This window comes from Pseudomonas sp. GW821-FHT10B02, from assembly GCF_059415665.1.
In genome coordinates this window covers 172651-191421 of sequence record NZ_JBWKNR010000008.1, presented here as the reverse complement: position 1 = coordinate 191421, position 18771 = coordinate 172651, and the positions used below count along the sequence as shown (strand labels likewise).

The 18771-nt window shown below is 62.2% G+C and carries 19 protein-coding genes; 10 read left to right on the top strand and 9 right to left on the bottom strand.

The window, feature by feature from the left end:
- Positions 1-51 precede the first annotated feature (51 nt).
- The 3 genes from AC07OF_RS14415 to AC07OF_RS14405 all read right to left on the bottom strand — a co-directional run bounded on the left by AC07OF_RS14415 (position 52) and on the right by AC07OF_RS14405 (position 2942).
- Positions 52-408 (bottom strand): hypothetical protein, encoded by a 357-nt coding sequence (locus tag AC07OF_RS14415; RefSeq protein WP_157194298.1) that lies wholly within the window; start codon positions 406-408, stop codon positions 52-54.
- Positions 409-523: 115 nt separating this feature from the next.
- Positions 524-2377, bottom strand: a complete 1854-nt coding sequence (locus AC07OF_RS14410) for an Lnb N-terminal periplasmic domain-containing protein (RefSeq protein ID WP_495073030.1) — start codon at positions 2375-2377, stop codon at positions 524-526.
- Positions 2378-2453: 76 nt separating this feature from the next.
- Positions 2454-2942, bottom strand: coding sequence for a DUF3015 domain-containing protein (locus tag AC07OF_RS14405; RefSeq protein WP_157194296.1), 489 nt, complete (start codon positions 2940-2942; stop codon positions 2454-2456).
- Between the two features lie 279 nt (positions 2943-3221).
- On the opposite strand from AC07OF_RS14405, the gene AC07OF_RS14400 reads away from it, so the two are divergent.
- The 5 genes from AC07OF_RS14400 (at position 3222) to bamJ (ending at position 7935) form a co-directional block, all read left to right on the top strand.
- Complete coding sequence (locus tag AC07OF_RS14400; RefSeq protein ID WP_157194295.1) at positions 3222-5660, top strand: Lon protease family protein; 2439 nt, start codon at positions 3222-3224, stop codon at positions 5658-5660.
- 160 nt (positions 5661-5820) lie between these two features.
- Positions 5821-6162 (top strand): PA4575 family protein, encoded by a 342-nt coding sequence (locus AC07OF_RS14395; RefSeq protein WP_038614813.1) that lies wholly within the window; start codon positions 5821-5823, stop codon positions 6160-6162.
- Positions 6163-6288: 126 nt separating this feature from the next.
- On the top strand, positions 6289-6777 hold the full coding sequence (locus tag AC07OF_RS14390; RefSeq protein ID WP_038614811.1) for a TIGR00645 family protein: 489 nt from the start codon (positions 6289-6291) through the stop codon (positions 6775-6777).
- A 148-nt stretch (positions 6778-6925) separates the two neighbouring features.
- A complete protein-coding gene (locus AC07OF_RS14385; RefSeq protein ID WP_038614808.1) occupies positions 6926-7231 on the top strand; it encodes a DUF6482 family protein in 306 nt (101 codons plus the stop codon).
- Between the two features lie 86 nt (positions 7232-7317).
- A complete protein-coding gene (gene bamJ, locus AC07OF_RS14380) occupies positions 7318-7935 on the top strand; it encodes a BamJ family beta-barrel-assembly machinery protein (RefSeq protein ID WP_038614805.1) in 618 nt (205 codons plus the stop codon).
- Between the two features lie 115 nt (positions 7936-8050).
- Here bamJ and AC07OF_RS14375 read toward each other — a convergent pair whose 3' ends face one another.
- The 3 genes from AC07OF_RS14375 to AC07OF_RS14365 all read right to left on the bottom strand — a co-directional run bounded on the left by AC07OF_RS14375 (position 8051) and on the right by AC07OF_RS14365 (position 9844).
- On the bottom strand, positions 8051-8299 hold the full coding sequence (locus tag AC07OF_RS14375; protein WP_038614802.1) for a PA4570 family protein: 249 nt from the start codon (positions 8297-8299) through the stop codon (positions 8051-8053).
- Positions 8300-8434: 135 nt separating this feature from the next.
- Positions 8435-8776: a zinc ribbon domain-containing protein YjdM gene (locus AC07OF_RS14370; protein ID WP_038614799.1), complete on the bottom strand. Its 342-nt coding sequence runs from the start codon at positions 8774-8776 to the stop codon at positions 8435-8437.
- A gap of 99 nt (positions 8777-8875) precedes the next feature.
- The gene (locus tag AC07OF_RS14365) at positions 8876-9844 is read right to left on the bottom strand and encodes a polyprenyl synthetase family protein (RefSeq protein WP_157194294.1); all 969 of its coding nucleotides are present in this window, start codon (positions 9842-9844) and stop codon (positions 8876-8878) included.
- Positions 9845-10096: 252 nt separating this feature from the next.
- Between AC07OF_RS14365 and rplU the strand changes: the two genes are divergently transcribed.
- The 5 genes from rplU to AC07OF_RS14340 all read left to right on the top strand — a co-directional run bounded on the left by rplU (position 10097) and on the right by AC07OF_RS14340 (position 13777).
- Positions 10097-10408 (top strand): 50S ribosomal protein L21, encoded by a 312-nt coding sequence (rplU, locus tag AC07OF_RS14360; RefSeq protein WP_038614793.1) that lies wholly within the window; start codon positions 10097-10099, stop codon positions 10406-10408.
- Between the two features lie 31 nt (positions 10409-10439).
- On the top strand, positions 10440-10697 hold the full coding sequence (gene rpmA / locus AC07OF_RS14355) for a 50S ribosomal protein L27 (protein ID WP_010225698.1): 258 nt from the start codon (positions 10440-10442) through the stop codon (positions 10695-10697).
- 193 nt (positions 10698-10890) lie between these two features.
- Positions 10891-12114: an Obg family GTPase CgtA gene (cgtA, locus tag AC07OF_RS14350; RefSeq protein WP_038614790.1), complete on the top strand. Its 1224-nt coding sequence runs from the start codon at positions 10891-10893 to the stop codon at positions 12112-12114.
- Between the two features lie 75 nt (positions 12115-12189).
- Positions 12190-13308: a glutamate 5-kinase gene (gene proB / locus AC07OF_RS14345; protein ID WP_038614787.1), complete on the top strand. Its 1119-nt coding sequence runs from the start codon at positions 12190-12192 to the stop codon at positions 13306-13308.
- A 10-nt stretch (positions 13309-13318) separates the two neighbouring features.
- Complete coding sequence (locus AC07OF_RS14340) at positions 13319-13777, top strand: CreA family protein (RefSeq protein ID WP_191832790.1); 459 nt, start codon at positions 13319-13321, stop codon at positions 13775-13777.
- Positions 13778-13890: 113 nt separating this feature from the next.
- Here AC07OF_RS14340 and mksF read toward each other — a convergent pair whose 3' ends face one another.
- The 3 genes from mksF to mksB are packed head-to-tail and all read right to left on the bottom strand — an operon-like array spanning position 13891 to position 18690.
- A complete protein-coding gene (gene mksF / locus AC07OF_RS14335) occupies positions 13891-16725 on the bottom strand; it encodes an Mks condensin complex protein MksF (protein ID WP_495073029.1) in 2835 nt (944 codons plus the stop codon).
- Positions 16722-17423, bottom strand: a complete 702-nt coding sequence (gene mksE / locus AC07OF_RS14330; RefSeq protein ID WP_038614780.1) for an Mks condensin complex protein MksE — start codon at positions 17421-17423, stop codon at positions 16722-16724. Before mksE ends, mksF begins: the two co-directional genes overlap by 4 nt.
- Positions 17413-18690: an Mks condensin complex protein MksB gene (gene mksB / locus AC07OF_RS14325; protein ID WP_038614777.1), complete on the bottom strand. Its 1278-nt coding sequence runs from the start codon at positions 18688-18690 to the stop codon at positions 17413-17415. Before mksB ends, mksE begins: the two co-directional genes overlap by 11 nt.
- Between the last annotated feature and the right edge of the window lie 81 nt (positions 18691-18771).

Here is an 18771-nt window from a genome sequence, read left to right as displayed (position 1 = left end):
ATAGAGACCATGCTGACAGATCAAGAGGTGTCGGGGTTGTCCGTTCGCGACCTATTTACGTCGGTAGGCGCGTGCCGCATCGCGGTCTTTCTCTTCCTGCCACTGTTCGTCGCGTTCATCCCAATGACGCGCACGGTAGTCCTGCAAGTCCTGGTTTTCCTGCATGGCATGGCACTGGCGGAAACCGTCGTCCCAGCCGGTTTCGTACTGGCGGTTGTGCAGGTAGCGCGGCACGTCCTTGCGAAAGTCTCCGGCCATTACCCCGGCAGCCTGGCGGCCGCTGCTGCAGCCGTCCTGGAAGCCATCGGCATAGGCGGGTGGATAGCCTTGGTTGATCAATTGTTCGTGGGTTGTCTGGCAACCTGCAAGTACCATTATTACGCCCAACAACCACCCACACCGCTGCATGTCCGGACTCTCCGCAATCTATGGATAAGTCTAGGTGAGCAGTTGTCGGTGATGCGTCAAAACGCTGTGAAGCTATCGCGGGGCAAGCCCGCTCCCACAGTGCCCCGCGATGGGATCAATAGTGGTACCACTTCACCTCCAGCATCACCTCGTTCTGCGCCGTCGCCAGCTGACTGAATTCACGCTTGGCACTCAGGCGCAAACCCAGGTCACGGGACAGCTCCCACTGCTGGTTCAGGCTCAGGCTACGGCGCACTTCGCCATTGGTGAAGTAATCGGCCTTCGCCTCGACACTCAGGTTGCCCAACGGATTGCGCCACAGCAGGCCGGTGTTGAAGCCGGCAGCCGGAGCAATGAATTCGGCAAAGTCGTTGTTGTGTTCGACCCGCACCGTACCCAGGGCAAAGCCAAGCATTTCGTCGGCCAGTTGCCAGGTGCCGCCCGCACCGCCATTGACGTGGCTGACCAGCACTTCATCGTCATGCTTGCCCAGCACCCGCTCAAGGCCGCCGGTCACCTGCCACGACCAGGGTTGCAGCAGGTCGTTGCGCGGCGTCAGCGAGCGGATGGTGGCCAGGTCCAGGCGCTGGACCTGCCAGTCGTTGTTTTCATACTGGCGCACCTTGAGCTGAAGGATCTCGATCTGTGCGCCGAGGGGGAAGCCATAGGCGTTGTCGTTGAGATCGTGGTAGGCCATGCGCAGGCCGTATTCGGCAAAGGCGCGGTCTTCGCGGGTACCCGCGCCAAGCTGCCAGGTACGTGACTGATGGCCATCTTCAGGCAGGCCCGGGCGTTCGATATCCAGTTCTGGCGCCGGGTTGCGGTTGATCGCCCGCAGCAGCTCGAAGCTGCGTTGGGTGCGTGCCGGGTCGCGCTCCTGACCGTTGGCGCGATAGCGTTCGAGGCGGTATGCAGCATCCTGGATCAGCGCCTGGCGCTCGCGCGGCAGGGCGGTGAATTCGGCGCTTTGCAGGTGCGCCGTATCTGCACTGACCGCCAGCACTTGTTGTTGCTCCCCGGCGTCCAGCGGCTTGGCGCGCTCCAGCAGTTCGCGCTCGCGCGACGGCCGATAGTCGATGCGTTCCACCAGGCCCGACTGCTTGACCGCCTTGACCGTGTCGGTGGGAATCGCGGTCAGGGGGAACTGTGAGGTCAAGTCCAGGCCCGGGCGGGCGACCTGAAGCAATTCGAGCAGCCGGTAGGAGCAGTTTTCGTCGAAGAAGAAGTAGTCGAACTGGATCTGCTTGAGCTCCCAGACATGTTCGACCATGCGCCCGGTTTCTTCTGGCGTCAGGTTAAGCCGGTATTCCCACAGGTCGCGGTTTTCCAGGCTGCGGTACTCGGAGAGCTTTTCCTGGTACGGCACCAGTGCGAACAGTCCCGGATAGCCGCCCATCAGGCCTTTCCAGGCGTAGAGGATGCTGTTGTCGTTGCCTTCGATGTAGGCGCCGAAATTGATCGCGTAGCTGAGCAGGGCGGTCTCGTTGCTCTGCACGTCGGCCTGGTCGATGCGCAGCAGGGTGTGGCCGAACATCGACGAGGGGCTGTTGAGGTAGGCGGCAGGGAAGATCATTACCGCACTGTGCGGTGAAACGTCCTTGTACCACTGGGTGTATTCCTTGCAGTCCGGCGCCGGCAGGTCATCGAGCTGCAATTGTTCGCGCAGCCAGCGGGTGCGTGCCGGGAATACACATTGCGCATGTTTGTCGCCCAGACTGGCCGGTGCATACAGGGCCTGCAGCGTGGCACGCAGCTCCTGGTCGGGATGGTGGGCACCGTCCTCGGCGAGGAAGAAGCGCCGGTCATCGACATAGCTGCGCCAGCCGCCGAGCTTGGCGGTCTCGTAGTGGCCCAGGGAAATCCAGTAACGGTCGGCGGCCAGTTGCGCAAGGCGCGTGTCATCGAACGAGGGAGCAGCTTGCAGCGGGGCGCAGGCACAGAGCGCCAGGTAGGCAAGGCGTTTGAGCATGTCGGGCAACTACGTCTGAATGATGCCGATAGAGGCAGGAAACAACCCGCCCCGGCCTGGGGCGGGTGGGCCGAGCTTAAGCCTGGGTCGCGTATTTGGCCAGGCGTGGATCGCTTTTGAGTACCGCCAGGGTGTTGCTGTGAACGTCTTCGGCGGTCACATCCGCAGTCTTGAAGATTTCCTGGAAGTGCTGGTGGGTGACGGCGGCAAAGTGCGCACGGTCTTCCGGAGCGACGCCAAGTACCACGGCGTAGGTGGTCAGCGCTTCGCCCTGACCTTTGGCCATGTCTTCGGAGAGCTCGTTCATCATGCCATTCATGGCGAACCAGGATTTACCGCCATAGGTCAGTGCCGCGTTGGTCGAGCAGCCGTTGGTGCCCGAGGTCATGCCGAACGTAGCGTTGCCGGATGTACCGTTGGTGGTGGAGGCGAGGAAGTGGGCCGGTGTGCCGCGCTGGCCCTCGAACAGCATGTTGCCCCAGCCGCAGTCCGGTCCACCAGGGGCCTGGGCCATGGCGTTGAGGGAAACCGCGGTGAACAGAGTACCCAGAAGAATCCGTTTCATAGCTTTGTTCTCTTTCTAGTCGTCGATACCAAAGGTCAGGGTTATCTGGCATGTCTGTCAGCAGAGTTGCCAGGGGCGGGTCGGTTGTTTACCCAGCCGCGCAGTAATGGAGTTTAGGCACGATCTAAGGGTTCCGTGATTTATTGCGAAAAATTGCTGAGGAAGGTTGATCTGGCGCGGGTTTTCGGCCCTGCGACATATTGTGCCGATGAGCCTTGCAAGGCGCGGGCAGGCGGCGCCAGAATGCCGTCATCTGCCCCGCCGAAGTAAGGAAGCCCGATGCCCGATCCTGTCGCTGCGAGCCTGCGTCTTGCGCCAGAAGCCTTGACCCGGCCGTTTTCCGCCGAACAGTTCGCCTTTTCCACCACCAATGATCTGGAGCCTTTTCGCGGTGTGCTTGGCCAGGAACGTGCTGTCGAAGCCTTGCAGTTCGGCGTCGCCATGCCCCGTCCCGGTTACAACGTGTTTGTCATGGGTGAGCCCGGCACCGGGCGATTCTCGTTCGTCAAACGTTACCTCAAGGCCGAAGGCAAGCGCCTGCAAACGCCGTCGGACTGGGTTTACGTCAACAATTTCGACGAGCCGCGCGAGCCGCGCGCCCTGGAACTGCCGCCGGGCAGCGCCGGGGCGTTCATCAGCGATATCGGCGGTCTGATCGACAACCTGCTGGCCACCTTCCCGGCGGTGTTCGAGCACCCGTCCTATCAGCAGAAGAAAAGCGCCATCGACCGCGCCTTCAATCAGCGCTATGACCGTGCCCTGGATGTCATCGAGCGCGCTTCGCTGGAAAAGGACGTGGCCCTGTACCGCGACAGCAGCAACGTCGCCTTCACGCCGATGGCCGATGGCAAGGCGCTCGACGAGGCGGAATTCGCCCAGTTGCCCGAGGCCGAGCGCGAGCGCTTCCATGAAGATATCGCCGCCCTTGAAGAGCGCCTCAATGAAGAGCTGGCCAGCCTGCCGCAGTGGAAGCGCGAATCGAACAATCAGCTGCGCCAACTGAACGAAGAAACCATCACTCTGGCGCTCCAGCCTTTGCTTGCGCCGCTGTCTGAAAAGTACGCGGAGAATGCTGCCGTGTGTGCCTACCTGCAGGGCATGCAGGTTTATCTGCTGCGTACCGTGGTCGAGCAACTGGTCGATGACAGCAAGACTGACGCCCAGGCGCGCAAGCTGCTGGAAGAGCAATACGCACCAAGCCTGGTTGTCGGTCATCACGTCAGTGGTGGCGCTCCGGTGGTGTTCGAGCCGCACCCGACCTACGACAACCTGTTTGGCCGGATCGAATACAGCACCGACCAGGGCGCGCTCTACACCACCTACCGCCAGCTGCGCCCCGGCGCTCTGCACCGGGCCAATGGCGGCTTCCTGATCCTCGAAGCGGAGAAGATGCTCGGTGAGCCGTTTGTCTGGGATGCGCTCAAGCGCGCCCTGCAATCACGCAAGCTGAAAATGGAGTCGCCGCTCGGTGAATATGGCCGCCTGGCCACCGTCACGCTGAATCCGCAGATGCTGCCGCTGAACATCAAGGTGGTGATCATCGGCTCGCGCCAGCTGTACTACGCCTTGCAGGACCACGATCCGGACTTCCAGGAAATGTTCCGGGTGCTGGTGGACTTCGACGAAGACATCCCCATGGTCGACGAGAGCCTGGAGCAGTTCGCCCAGTTGCTCAAGACCCGCACCAGCGAGGAGGGCATGGCACCGCTGAGCGCCGATGCGGTGGCGCGTCTGGCGACCTACAGTGCGCGCCTGGCTGAACATCAGGGGCGTTTGTCGGCGCGCATTGGCGACCTGTTCCAGCTGGTCAGCGAGGCGGATTTCATTCGTCACCTGGCCAACGACGAGATGACCGATGCCGGTCATATCGAACGGGCGCTCAAGGCCAAGGCGACTCGCACCGGCCGGGTCTCGCAGCGCATCCTCGACGACATGCTGGCGGGGATCATCCTCATCGACACCGAAGGCGCTGCGGTCGGCAAGTGCAACGGCCTGACCGTGCTGGAAGTCGGCGATTCGGCCTTTGGTATCCCCGCGCGCATCTCCGCCACGGTTTATCCCGGCGGCAGCGGTATTGTCGATATCGAGCGTGAGGTCAACCTCGGCCAGCCGATTCACTCCAAAGGCGTGATGATCCTCACCGGGTACCTGGGCAGTCGTTATGCCCAGGAATTTCCCCTGGCGATTTCCGCGAGTATTGCCCTGGAGCAGTCCTACGGTTACGTGGACGGTGACAGTGCGTCGCTGGGCGAGGCCTGTACGCTGATCTCGGCGCTGTCGAAAACCCCGCTCAAGCAGTGCTTTGCCATCACCGGTTCGATCAACCAGTTCGGCGAGGTGCAGGCGGTTGGCGGGGTCAACGAGAAAATCGAAGGCTTCTTCCGCCTGTGCGAAGCCCGCGGGCTGACGGGCGAGCAGGGCGCGATCATTCCGCGTGCCAACGTCGCCACGCTGATGCTCGACGAGCGGGTGTTGCAGGCGGTGCGCGCAGGCATGTTCCACGTCTATGCGGTCAGCCAGGCCGACGAGGCGTTGAGCCTGCTGGTCGGCGAACCGGCCGGTGAGCCGGATGCCGAAGGCGAATTCCCCGAGGGCAGCGTCAACGCCCGCGTGGTAGAGCGCCTGCGGGTGATTGCCGAGATGATCAGCGAGGAGGAGCTCAAGGAGGCGGAGAAAGAGCATGCCGAGCAAGCCCTGGCTCAGGTGAAATCGTCCTGAGTCAAATTATCGGCGCCGCAGCGGCCATGACCGCTGGGCGCCGGTTTTTCCACGCGGCAGCGGATTTCTTCTATTCTTCAATTCAGGGATCGTAGTCATTACAGGATCGAAACAGCCTTGCCCGCAGGGCTGAAACCAGGGTTTACCGAGGATCGTCGCCATGCCGCGCAGCCTCAGCCTCACCCGCCAATGCCTGGGCCTGGTGACCCGCATTGAATGCAGCATTCGCCCACTGGCCGGTGACAACGGCATGTGGACCCTTTTATTTGCCGCCGGCATGGCTGGCGAGCAACCTTCCGCGATCAAAGCCCAGGGGCCTTTTCACGGGCCGTTTGTGGCCGAGTCGGTGCTCGACGCGATTGTCGACAGCCTGACCCTGCATGGCTATCAGGTGGCCGACGACCCGCAGATCTGGTGCGTGCATCTGCAGGCCCAGTTACGCCGGATCAATGGTGAGCGTGTCCATCACGTCGGCGACTTCCAGTTCAACCCGGAAACCTGAAGCGGCGATCCGCAGGCACTGCAACAACGCCCGGCGCTGCCCCTGTGGCAGCGTGCCACGGGCTTTTTCTGTCATGGCTGGCTGTTATACTCGCGCTCGCTTTTTTTGCCACCTGACGAGTTTTCAATGGAACGTATTATCGAAAATGCGATGTATGCCTCGCGCTGGCTGCTCGCCCCGATCTATTTTGGTCTGTCGTTGGGCCTGCTGGCGCTGGCACTGAAGTTCTTCCAGGAGATCTTCCATGTACTGCCCAATATCTTCTCGCTGGCCGAGGCTGACCTGATCCTGGTGATCCTTTCGCTGATCGACATGGCCCTGGTCGGTGGTCTGCTGGTGATGGTGATGATTTCCGGCTACGAGAACTTCGTTTCCCAGCTGGACATCGACGAAGACAAGGAAAAACTCAACTGGCTGGGCAAGATGGACTCGTCTTCGCTGAAGATGAAGGTGGCGGCGTCGATCGTGGCGATCTCCTCGATCCATCTGCTGCGGGTGTTCATGGATGCACGCAACATCGAGACCGAGTACCTGATGTGGTACGTGATCATCCACATGACCTTCGTGGTATCGGCCTTCGCCATGGGTTACCTGGACAAGCTGACCAAGCACTGATCGACCCGCTCAGCGCCTCACATGACCGCCCGTCCGTTGCAAAACGGACGGGCGGTTGCGTTTTTGTCTTGTGCTTTGACACATGCTGTACAAAAAATGAACCGTCACTTGAAGTGCCTGCTCAACGTTCCAGTAGCGAGGTATCACCATGAACCTTCAACAACTGAACACCGAGGCCAAGGCCGGTCATGTCGAAGAGCTCAACCTGATCGCCCTCGAAGGCGGCGATTTCATCATTGAGGCACGGGTAAAAGGTCATGCCCATCCTCTGGATGACAAGCATGGGCAACGCGTGAAAGTACATTCAGTGGTCGATGCCCAGCGTCTACTCAACGGTTTGCCAGCCGTGCCGGTGCACATGGTGCACTGGTCGATGGATGACGAGATGTGCGGCGCAGGCAGCGCCGGTGACGGCGACCTGAAAATCCCGATGCCACGCCGCTCTGCCTGGTAGCTGAACAGCTTTGCCGCAGTGTGCTAGGCTGCTCGCCCTTTTCATAAAGGGCGCGGTTGTCGTGCGCCCTGCAGCGGAGCAAGCAAATGTCCGAAATCAACCTGTCTACCGACGAAACTCGCGTCAGCTACGGCATCGGCCGTCAGCTGGGTGGCCAACTGCGTGACAACCCGCCACCGGGTGTTAGCCTGGACGCCATCCTGGCCGGCCTGACCGACGCGTTCAACGGCAAAGACAGCCGCGTCAGCGAAGAAGACCTGTCGGCCAGCTTCAAGGTCATCCGTGAAATCATGCAGGCTGAAGCTGCGGCCAAGGCCGAAGCTGCTGCTGGCGAAGGCAAAGCCTTCCTGGTTGAAAACGCCAAGCGTGACGGCATCACCACCTTGGCTTCGGGCCTGCAGTTCGAAGTGCTGACCGCCGGTGAAGGCGCCAAGCCGAGCCGTGACGACAGCGTGCGCACTCACTACCACGGCACCCTGATCGACGGCACTGTGTTCGACAGCTCTTACGAGCGTGGTCAGCCAGCAGAGTTCCCGGTCAGCGGCGTGATCGCTGGCTGGACCGAAGCCCTGCAACTGATGAACGCCGGCAGCAAATGGCGCCTGTACGTTCCGAGCGAGCTGGCTTACGGCGCTCAGGGCGTTGGCAGCATCCCGCCGCACAGCGTACTGGTGTTCGACGTCGAGCTGCTGGACGTACTGTAAGCACTGCGCAGGGCCTTTCGGCCCTCATCGCCGGCAAGGCCGGCTCCCACAGGATTGCACTGATCTGAAGATCAACCGGGTCTCTGTGGGAGCTGGCCTTGCCAGCGACGCTTTTTCAGTTCCACTCGGCTCCACCGCCAGGGCGCAACGCCCGCGCATAGCAGAACAGGAACAGGTTCCTCACCAGTTCCTTGAGCACAATCGGCTCACTTGAATTCAAACCGTTAAGGTCCAGGTCACCCTGGTCGCGCAGCTCGTCCAGTGCTTCTTGTTCGAGCACGGCACAGACTTCGCCGGTTTCCCGGTGCAGGATGCGCAGGTAAGGATGCGGGCGGTCAAGCCAGGCGTCTATCAGATAAGTCATGGCTATTCTCCTTGGAAGCGTCCAATGAGAATAATTCTTATTATCAAAATAGCAAGAGGCTATTGGGAAAAAATCGCCCAATGGTGTTTGGCGGGATGTTTCGAGGCTGGCTGGCAGCCCCGAAACCACCGGGACTCAGACCTTGCGGACGAACTCGGATTTCAGCTTCATCGGGCCGATGCCGTCGATCTTGCAGTCAATGTCGTGGTCGCCATCGCACAGGCGGATGTTCTTGACCTTGGTGCCGACCTTGACCACCAGCGAGGTGCCTTTGACCTTCAGGTCCTTGATCACGGTGATGGTATCGCCGTCCTGCAGGACGTTGCCCACCGAATCCTTCTTGACCGCTTCATCGCTCACTGCCTCGGCTTCACCGGCGGCGGACCACTCGTGTGCGCACTCGGGGCAGATCAGCTGGGCGCCGTCTTCGTAGGTGTATTCGGAGTTGCATTTAGGGCAGGGTGGCAAAGTGCTCACTAGGGTTCCTCAAGACGTACAGGTACAAAACCTACATTGTATAGGGTTTTGTCCGTCAGAGGGTAATCGGGCCCATCGAGCGATGGGCCAGAGGCGGGATCAGTGGGTACGGGCGACCGCGAATTCGCTCAGTTCCACCAGGGCATCGCGGTACTCGCTGGCTGGCAGCACGTCCAGGCAGGCGATGGCGCGGGCCACGTAGTCGCGGGCCAGTTGCGCGGTGTAGTCCAAAGAGCCGGAAGCTTCGACCGCCGCACGGATGCTTTCGAGGTCTTCGATGCCGCCTTTCTGGATCGCCTGGCGCACCAGTGCAGCCTGTTCGGCGGTGCCTTCGCGCATGGTGTAGATCAGCGGCAGGGTTGGCTTGCCTTCGGCCAGGTCGTCGCCGACGTTCTTGCCCAGGGTTTGCGCATCGCCTTTGTAGTCGAGCAGGTCGTCGACCAGCTGGAAGGCTACGCCCAGGTGATCACCGAAGGTGCGCAGCGCTTCGCTTTGCTCAGGGGTGGCCTGGGCCAGGGCGGCGGCACTGTGGGTCGAGGCCTCGAACAGCATCGCGGTCTTGCCGCGGATGACGTCCATGTAGACTTCTTCGGTGGTGCTCGCGTCGCGGACCTTGGACAGCTGCAGGACTTCGCCCTCGGCGATGACCCGGGTGGCCTTGGAGAGGATCTGCATAACCGGCATCGAGCCCAGTTCGACCATCATCTCGAACGAGCGCGAATAGAGGAAATCACCAACCAGCACGCTCGGTGCGTTGCCCCACAGGGCATTGGCGGTGGACCGGCCGCGGCGCATGCCGGACATGTCGACCACGTCGTCGTGCAGCAGGGTGGCGGTGTGCAGGAATTCGATGGTGGCGGCCAGCAGGCGCACGTCGTCGCCTTCGCGACCCAGGGCCTTGCCACACAGCAGCACCAGCAGCGGGCGCAAGCGCTTGCCACCGGCTGAAGTGATGTAGTCGCCGATTTTCGATACCAGCGGTACACGCGAAGTCAGCTGTTTCTTGATAATCTCGTCAACGGCGCTGAAGTCGTCCGCTACCGCTCGGTAGAAAGCTTGGGGTTGCATCGGCCACAGGTGCTCCATAAAGGTTGCGCGGCATGCTAGGTCGCGGGTCCCGGCGTGTCAAGGCGCGGTCCCCGCAGGCCGGGGGCGGGACTTGCAAGGGGCGAGCGGCTTGCGTACAATCGCGCACCCTGAACTTCCTGGGCAGCACCTGCCTTACGCAATTGCACTGGGCCGTTCCAGCCCTATGCAGCCATGCCAGCCAATACTCTTCCTATAAAGAGCTGGGTGAGCAGGATTATCGGAGAAATACCCATGTACGCAGTAATTGTTACCGGTGGCAAGCAGTACAAAGTCGCCGAAGGTGAATACCTGAAAATCGAAAAACTGGAAGTCGCCACTGGCGAATCCGTGACTTTCGACCGCGTTCTGTTGGTTGCCAATGGCGACGACGTGAACATCGGCGCTCCAGTCGTTGCTGGTGCCAAAGTTGTTGCTGAAGTGATCTCCCAAGGTCGTCACGACAAAGTTCGCATCATCAAGTTCCGCCGCCGTAAGCACCACATGAAGCGTATGGGCCACCGCCAGTGGTTCACCGAAATCAAGATCACCGGTATTTCGGCTTAATCGCCTGAATCCATTTCTGGAGAATTGAACCATGGCACACAAAAAAGCTGGTGGTAGTACCCGTAACGGTCGCGACTCAGAAGCCAAACGCCTTGGCGTGAAGATGTATGGCGGCCAGGCTATCATTCCTGGCAACATCATCGTGCGTCAGCGCGGCACCCAATTCCACGCTGGCTACGGCGTTGGCATGGGCAAGGATCACACCCTGTTCGCCAAGATCGCGGGTAAGATCAAGTTCGAAGTAAAAGGCGCCTTCGGTCGTCGTTACGTGAGCGTTGTCGCCGAGTAATCGCGCGAACGCTGGAAAAGCCCTGTCTCGCGACGGGGCTTTTTCGTTTGTGGGGTGAGTCTCTTGCAAAGCTGTTTGTATGGGCTGCCGGCGCTGGTGTTTCGGTCGTTGACGGGGGCCGCCGCGCTCACTTTTGCAAGAGCCTTATGTCTTTGTGTCACTCAGCTCGTCCAGCTGACGAGAGGCGGTTTTTATGAAGTTTGTTGACGAAGTATCGATCCGGGTCAAAGCCGGTGATGGCGGTAACGGTTGCATGAGCTTCCGCCGCGAAAAGTTCATCGAGAACGGTGGTCCCAACGGCGGTGACGGTGGTGACGGCGGCTCGGTATTCATGGTTGCCGACGAGAACCTCAACACCCTGGTCGACTACCGTTACACCCGTCATTTCGAAGCCCAGCGCGGCTCCAACGGTGGCAGCACCGACTGCACCGGCAAGAAAGGCGACGACCTGATCCTGCGCGTGCCGGTCGGCACCACGGTGATCGACTCCGCCACCCAGGAAGTCATCGGCGACCTGGTCAAGCCTGGCCAGAAGCTGATGGTGGTTCAGGGCGGCTGGCACGGCCTGGGCAACACCCGTTTCAAATCCAGTACCAACCGTGCGCCACGCCAGACCACCCCAGGCAAGCCGGGTGAGCAGCGTGACCTGAAACTGGAAATGAAAGTACTGGCCGACGTCGGTCTGCTGGGCTTGCCGAACGCCGGCAAAAGTACCTTCATCCGTTCGGTGTCGGCCGCCAAGCCGAAAGTCGCCGACTACCCGTTCACCACCCTGGTGCCAAACCTGGGCGTGGTCAGTGTCGACCGCTGGAAGAGCTTCGTCATCGCCGATATTCCCGGCCTGATCGAAGGCGCCTCCGAAGGTGCCGGCCTGGGTATCCGTTTCCTCAAGCACCTGGCGCGTACCCGCCTGCTGCTGCACCTCGTCGACCTCGCGCCGCTGGATGAAAGCAGCAGCGCCGATGCCGCCGAAGTGATCGTCAACGAGCTGGTTCGCTTCAGCCCGTCGCTGGCCGAGCGTGACCGCTGGCTGGTGCTGAACAAGACCGACATGCTGATGGACGACGAGCGTGACGAGCGCGTCAAGGAAGTGGTCGAGCGTCTGCAGTGGGAAGGTCCGGTCTATGTGATCTCGGCGATCTCCAAGCAGGGCACCGAGCAGCTCAGCCGCGACATCATGCGCTATCTCGAAGACCGCGCCGACCGCCTGGCCAACGACCCGGCCTACGCCGAAGAGCTGGCTGACCTCGATCAGCGTATCGAAGACGAAGCCCGTGCCCAGCTGCAGGCGCTGGACGACGCGCGTGCCTTGCGCCGCAGCGGCGTCAAGAGCGTGCACGACATCGGCGACGACGATGACGACGATTGGGATGATGACGACGAAGACGGTCCGGAAATCATTTACGTGCGCGACTGATTCGTTGCAGTACACTAAACGCCGCTCTCTGGAGCGGCGTTTTAGTATCTAAAGATCTATATAGGTTGGAAGAAGATGCGGAGCAAGGTGACGGGTGCGCAGCGCTGGGTGGTGAAGATCGGCAGTGCCCTGCTGACAGCAGATGGCAAGGGCCTGGATCGCGCCGCCATGGGCGTCTGGGTCGAGCAGATGGTAGCGTTGCATGAGGCAGGTGTTGAACTGGTATTGGTGTCGTCCGGGGCGGTTGCGGCCGGGATGAGCCGCCTGGGCTGGGCCAAGCGACCGAGTGCGATGAACGAGCTGCAGGCTGCGGCTTCAATCGGCCAGATGGGCCTGGTGCAGGCCTGGGAATCGAGCTTTGCCGAGCATGGCCGGCACACTGCGCAGATCCTCCTGACCCACGATGACCTCTCCGACCGCAAGCGTTACCTCAACGCTCGCAGTACCTTGCGCACGCTGGTCGAGCTGGGCGTGGTGCCGGTGATCAACGAGAACGACACGGTGGTCACCGACGAAATCCGTTTCGGCGACAACGACACCCTGGCCGCGCTGGTAGCCAACCTGGTCGAAGCCGACCTGCTGGTGATCCTCACCGATCGCGACGGCATGTTCGATGCCGACCCGCGTAACAACCCCGATGCAAAGTTGATCTACGAAGCCCGTGCCGACGATCCGAGCCTGGATGCGGTAGCCGGTGGCACCGGTGGCGCCCTCGGCCGTGGCGGCATGCAGACCAAGCTGCGTGCTGCGCGTCTGGCGGCACGCTCCGGTGCCCACACGATCATCGTTGGCGGGCGTCTGGAGCGCGTGCTCGACCGCCTCAAGGCCGGCGAGCGTCTTGGCACCCTGCTGTCGCCTGAGCGCGGCATGCTGGCTGCGCGTAAGCAATGGCTGGCCGGGCACCTGCAGACCCGTGGCACTCTGGTACTCGACGACGGCGCGGTGAAGGCCTTGCGCAAGGACAACAAGAGCCTGCTGCCGGTTGGGGTCAAGACCGTGCAGGGCAGCTTCCGCCGTGGCGAGATGGTGGTTTGCGTCGGCCCTGATGGCCTGGAAGTCGCCCGCGGCCTGGCCAATTACAGTGCCCTTGAGGCGCAGAAAATCATCGGGCAGTCGTCCGAGGCGATCGAAAGCCTGCTGGGCTATAGCGCCGAGCCGGAGCTGGTGCATCGCGACAACCTGATTCTGGTCTGAGGAAACAACCGTGCTCAAAGGGATAGTGACTGCTGCACTGCTGGCGTTGCCGGTGCTGGCCTCGGCCGAGGAAATCGGTCAGGTGTCGACCGTGTTCAAGTTTGTCGGGCCGAACGACCGCATCGTCGTCGAGGCTTTCGACGACCCGAAGGTGGAAGGGGTGACCTGCTACCTGTCGCGGGCCAAGACCGGCGGCGTGAAAGGTGGCTTGGGCCTGGCTGAAGACCGTGCCGAAGCCTCGATCGCCTGTCGCCAGGTGGGGCCGATTCGCTTCAAGGAGCAGCTCAAGGACGGTGACGAGGTGTTCAAGGAGCGCACCTCGCTGGTGTTCAAGACCATGCAGGTGGTGCGCTTCCTCGACAAGAAGCGCAATACCCTGGTCTATCTGGTGTACTCGGATCGCTTGATCGAAGGCAGCCCGCAGAACGCGGTGACGGCGATTCCGATCTTGCCGTGGCCCCAGCAGTAATACCGGGTTGAATTCATCGCCGGCAAGGCCGGCTCCCACAAGGGCCGCTATCTGCAGTCCCTGTGGGAGCCGGCCTTGCCGGCGATGGGGCCTGAAAGGCCCCCGCAGAAGCCTCAGGCCGAAGCTTCTTCCTCTTCTTCTTTGCGCACCACCGCCTTCTCCACATCCCGACGGCTGATGTATTTCCAGTCCGCCTCGTCAATGTAGATCCCGTTCGGCCCGCTGCCGCCTTCCAGGTCAATGGCGACATGCGCCGAGACCTGCGGCTTCACACTCGCCAGAATCGGCACGAAGCCCAGCTGCAGGCTGGTTTCCAGCAATGCGGCCTGGTTGCGTTCGTCGATGTCGGCCGCCTCGTCGAGGTAGTACGGCAGGCGCACGCGACCGGCCAGGTCACGGTCCATCAGGTGCAGCAACAAGTACATGTTGGTCAGCGCCTTGATGGTCATGGTGGTGCCGTTGGACGCCGCGCCGTCGATGTCGGTGTGGATCACCGGCTGGCCACCGACCTTGGTGATCTCGAAGGCCAGTTCGAACAGGTCCTTCAGGCCCAGCTGGTTGTGGTTGGCCGCTACCAGGCGCGCCAGGTACTCCTTGGCCTCTTCGTTCTTGTTGTCCTGCTCGGCGCTGGCGCTCAGGTCGAACACCGACAGGGTCTCGCCTTCTTCGTACTGGCCGGCGCTGTGGATGATCTGATCGATGTGCTTGAGCGCTTCCTTGTTCGGCGCCAGGACAATGCGGAAGCTCTCCAGGTTGGACACCTGACGCTTGTTGATCTCGCGGTTGAACAGCGCCAGCTGGTGCTCGAGGCTGTCGTAGTCGCTGCGGATGTTGCGCAGGGTCCGGGCAATGTCGGTGACGGCCGCGCGGCGTGCCTTGCCCAGGGTCAGGGCTTCTTCGGTACGGTGCGAGTAGGCGTTGATCAACAGTTGCAGGCGGCGCTCCATGTCGTCTTCGCTGTCGAACTTGGCCACGCCCTTGAGGCGAACCTGGGCGTACAGCGCTTCGATCTGGCCGTCGACCCGCAGCAGGCCCTGCCAGCTGTCCTGATAGTCGTTGAGCAGGGGCAGCAGGTTGTCCATCGAGTCGTCGACCGGCTCCATGAACGGCGTGCCGAACGGCAGGTCGGCCGGCAGCAGCTGGCGACGGCGCAGGGCGTCGTCGAGGGTGCGCTGCTTGGCTTCCATGTCGGCGATCTGGCGGCCGACCAGTTGCAGCTTGGCCGACAGTTGCTGGACGCGCTCGGTGAAGGCGTCGCTGGAGCGCTTGAGTTCGTCCTGGGCGGCTTCCATCTGCGCCAGTTGTTCGAGTTTGTCGCCTTCCTCGGCGGCCAGGGTTTCGCTGCGGCGGAAGTCTTCCAGGGCCTTTTGCGCGTCCAGTACCTGCTGGTACAGGGCTTCGGTCTGGGTCTTGCTCGCGGCACGGTCGGCGGCGACCGCTTGTTGGGTCTTGAGCTGCTTGAGTTCTTTCTCCAGGCGTTCTTTCTGGTCGCGCAGCGCGGCACGGTCGGCCAGGGCCTGCAGGGCAGGCGGCTCGATGTGCGACAGGTCGATCGACAGGCCCGGGGCTTCGAAACGCTCGCCCTTGAAGCCGTCGAGCACCGCTTCCAGGGATTTGACCCAGACGTCGCTGTCATCCAGTTCGATGCCGCGCTCGCCCAGTGGCAGGCTGAACAACGCGCCGTTGAACAGGCGCATCAAGCGCTCGACGTCCTGCTGCGAGAACTCTTCGCGCAAGCGGGCGTAGCTGTTGTTGTCGGCGTGGTCGAGCTGCTGCTTGACCGACTTCAGGCGCTTTTCCAGGTCGCGCAGACGCTCTTCGAGGTCTTCGGCGCTGAACTGGCGGGACTGGGCCAATGCACCGGCGAGTTCGTCGTGGGCGTCCTTGGCGGCCAGCAGTTGCTGCTCCAGAACCTTGACGTCGTCGACCAGGGCGAAGCGGTGCTTGAGCACCGACAGTTCGCCGAGCCAGCGCTGCACGCCGGTGATTTCGCGTTCCAGGCGCATCAGCTCCTGGGTGCCGCCGCGCTGGTCGTTCTGCAGGTGGTCCTGTTCGTTCTTGTAGTGCTCGGCCTGGATCACCAGCTCTTCTTTACGGGCGCTGGCGTAGTCCTGCCAGGTGCCGAGCAGCGAATCGAGCAGCGGCGACAGGCGATGCAGTTTGCCGCGCAGGATGTCGCGCTGGGCCACGCCGTTGGCCAGGGCCTCGACCAGCGGGCCGGCAGCGACCAGCGAGTTGTAGTCCTGCTCCATGCGGCGCACGTCGCGGAAGGCTTCTTCGCAGGCGGCGATGTAGTCGACGCTGCCCGAGCGCAGGCTGTGCTCGAACGCATCGAGGAACAACTGCTTGAGCTTGGCCGCAGTAATTTCACGCATGTGCAGCAGGTTGATGAACAGTGCGCGGAAGGTTTTCAGGCTCTGCTCGCTGGTGGAGCGCAGCGGGATCAGGGTGAGGTCGAGCGGGATCGAGGTGTGGCCGCCGACCAGCAGGCGTCGCAGTTCGTCAGGCTTGAGCTCGTAGGCTTTGAGGCCATTGCGCTCAAGGTTGTTGAACAACTCCTTCTGGCGCAGGCAGGTGTCGTCCTTCTGGTAGTGCGCCAGGTCCAGCTCGCCGGCGTAGGCGAAGAACTGGTGACCGAAACCACCGCCCGGGCCGCGCCCGACCACACCGATCACGTGCGGGCCGTGAGGCAGGTTGACCTCACAGAGGATGTAGCTGGTGTCGCTGGCAAAGTAGAAACGGCGCGACTGCTCCAGGCTGTACTTGCCGAAGCTCATGTCGGACATGCGCGCCAGGATCGGAAACTGCAGGGCGTTGATCGAGGCACTCTTGCCCAGGTTGTTGGCACCGTAGACCGACAGCGGGTGTTCCAGGGGGAACAGGCCGAGGCTGTAGCCGGCGGTGTTGAGCAGTGCGAAGCGGCGAATGCCGTAGCGTTCCTGGCTCATGCGTCAATCTCCTGTTGCTCTTCGGCGATGGCTCGGGCCAAGGCGTCTTCTTCGCTTTCTTCGAACGGGCTGAGGTCGAGCGGGTCGTCGGTGCGGTTCAGCTCTTCAGGGCTCTCTTCCTCGACCAGTACCGGCGTTGGCAGCGGCAGGGCGCTGTGCAGGCTGGCGGCCAGGTCGCGGTCCTGCTGGACCGACAGGCAGACATCGAGGAAGCGGTGCATCGGCGGCAGGAAGCGGTAGATACCGTTTTCTTCGTGAGCAAAGCCGAGCTGGGTCATGCGGCGCATGATCTTCTCTTCCAGCTCATCCGGGGTTTGCACTTCGGCCTGAATGAACAGGTCGCGGTATTTTTCCAGCATCGATGGCAGTTCATCGCGGCCGAGGCTGCCGCCATCGAGGACCGACATCGGATCGCGGCCCTGGTCGGCCAGGTGTTCAACCAGGATGAAGGTGAACAGCGACAGGCGCTGGGCGGTCTTGTTGACCTGCGCGGCGGCCAGCTCCGGGACGAAATAGTAGAAACCACGGGTGTCGCACACCAGTTCGAAGCCCAGGGCCTTGAACAGGCCGCGGTACTGGTCCTGGAAGTTCGACAGTTGGGCGTACAGCTCCGGGTCGCGGCGGCTGATGTGGAAGCCCTTGAACAGCTCGCGGAAGATCGGTGCGAGCTGAGGCAGTTCGGAAAGATCAAGATGCATGGGCAGGGCTCGCAGTAGGCTCAGGCGATGGTTCGCGGCTCGATGTCAGGGCGAAGGAGCGCAGGCTGACCAGGTGTTCGCGGGTGAGGTATTCGCGGCGCTCGAGGCGCTCGCGGGTAAAGCGTTTTTCCCGCGACAGGCGCGAGAACCAGTACAGCAGCTCGTCGGTGGCGCCTTCGGGCTCCTGGTCCAGCAGCCAGACCATCAGGTCCGGCAGGGGCAGGGCACCTTCGCAGCGCTCGAGCATTTCCTTGACCGTACGCGGCGCGCGCGGGGCCTCGCCCTTGTGGCTCTTGTGCGCCTTGGGGAACTTGGCCGGCTTGGGTTCGAAGCGGGCCAGGGCATACACGTAGGCCTCAACCTGGCTGGCACTGCCGAGGAAGGTGCTCTGTGGCCGGGTGAACATCGGCATGGCCGCCTGGGGTACGGCATCCAGGCCCTTGCGGCGGATCACCGAGAGGGCCAGGGCGGCGCCACGGGTCACCGCGTTGTGGCGGCGGGCTTCTTCGCGTAGTGGCAGCAGCAGTTCGCGGGCATGGCGCAGGGTCAGCTGGGCGCTGGTCTGCATCTCGAGGATGCGCGCGTGGGTGCGCAGCAGCATGTCGTCATCGACCAGGTGGCCGAGCCGGGCCTGCTCGCCGAGCAGGCGCAGCAGCACGGTCTCGACCTTGCGTACGCCTTGTTCGAAGGCACCGTCGGCGTTGACCAGCTGGATCATCGGCTCGACATATTCATCCCAGGTCGCCAGGACCTCGGCATAACGCTGGCGCAGGGGGATCTGGCGGTCGCTGGTCTTGGCCCGTTCGGCCACGGCGACCAGCGCCTGCTCATCGTTGTCGAGCTTTTTCAGGACATCGCGCACGCGCATGTCGAGCAGGCGCAGCTGGCGCGCCAGGTCGTTGCCATCGCGAATCTCGAAGGCGTCCTGGATGTGTCCGGCCAGACGCTCGAGGTGGCGCAGGTAGGCCTCGATCTCCAGGCACAGGCCCAGGCGGTGCTCGCGGCGCAGGTAGGCGAGGAAGTCGTGGATCTGTGCGTTGAGCTCGAAGCGGTTGGGGCTTTTCGCCACCGGCACGAGAATATCCAGGCGGATCCAGACGTCGAGCAGGCTGGTGATGTCCTGGGGCGTGCTCTCCAACTGCTGGTTGGCCAGTTGCTGGCGCAGTTCGCTGAGGCTCAGGGTGCCCCCGTCGAAGCGCTCGCACAACGGCTCAAGCAAGGCCCAGTGTTCGGCTAGGGCGCGCAGGACGCGCTTGGGTTCGATCATTGGCGGGTCGACTCGTTGCCAAATAAAAGCGCCGATTGTACTGCATCAGGTGCCTGTCGATTCACCCCCTGATCGTTTGAA

Bases quoted from the DNA above. Each gene is read 5' to 3' on its own strand.
- AC07OF_RS14415 (WP_157194298.1), bottom strand. From the start codon at position 408: ATGCAGCGGTGTGGGTGGTTGTTGGGCGTAATAATGGTACTTGCAGGT.
- AC07OF_RS14410 (WP_495073030.1), bottom strand. From the start codon at position 2,377: ATGCTCAAACGCCTTGCCTACCTGGCGCTCTGTGCCTGCGCCCCGCTG.
- AC07OF_RS14405 (WP_157194296.1), bottom strand. From the start codon at position 2,942: ATGAAACGGATTCTTCTGGGTACTCTGTTCACCGCGGTTTCCCTCAAC.
- AC07OF_RS14400 (WP_157194295.1), top strand. From the start codon at position 3,222: ATGCCCGATCCTGTCGCTGCGAGCCTGCGTCTTGCGCCAGAAGCCTTG.
- AC07OF_RS14395 (WP_038614813.1), top strand. From the start codon at position 5,821: ATGCCGCGCAGCCTCAGCCTCACCCGCCAATGCCTGGGCCTGGTGACC.
- AC07OF_RS14390 (WP_038614811.1), top strand. From the start codon at position 6,289: ATGGAACGTATTATCGAAAATGCGATGTATGCCTCGCGCTGGCTGCTC.
- AC07OF_RS14385 (WP_038614808.1), top strand. From the start codon at position 6,926: ATGAACCTTCAACAACTGAACACCGAGGCCAAGGCCGGTCATGTCGAA.
- bamJ (WP_038614805.1), top strand. From the start codon at position 7,318: ATGTCCGAAATCAACCTGTCTACCGACGAAACTCGCGTCAGCTACGGC.
- AC07OF_RS14375 (WP_038614802.1), bottom strand. From the start codon at position 8,299: ATGACTTATCTGATAGACGCCTGGCTTGACCGCCCGCATCCTTACCTG.
- AC07OF_RS14365 (WP_157194294.1), bottom strand. From the start codon at position 9,844: ATGCAACCCCAAGCTTTCTACCGAGCGGTAGCGGACGACTTCAGCGCC.
- rplU (WP_038614793.1), top strand. From the start codon at position 10,097: ATGTACGCAGTAATTGTTACCGGTGGCAAGCAGTACAAAGTCGCCGAA.
- rpmA (WP_010225698.1), top strand. From the start codon at position 10,440: ATGGCACACAAAAAAGCTGGTGGTAGTACCCGTAACGGTCGCGACTCA.
- cgtA (WP_038614790.1), top strand. From the start codon at position 10,891: ATGAAGTTTGTTGACGAAGTATCGATCCGGGTCAAAGCCGGTGATGGC.
- proB (WP_038614787.1), top strand. From the start codon at position 12,190: ATGCGGAGCAAGGTGACGGGTGCGCAGCGCTGGGTGGTGAAGATCGGC.
- mksF (WP_495073029.1), bottom strand. From the start codon at position 16,725: ATGAGCCAGGAACGCTACGGCATTCGCCGCTTCGCACTGCTCAACACC.
- mksE (WP_038614780.1), bottom strand. From the start codon at position 17,423: ATGCATCTTGATCTTTCCGAACTGCCTCAGCTCGCACCGATCTTCCGC.
- mksB (WP_038614777.1), bottom strand. From the start codon at position 18,690: ATGATCGAACCCAAGCGCGTCCTGCGCGCCCTAGCCGAACACTGGGCC.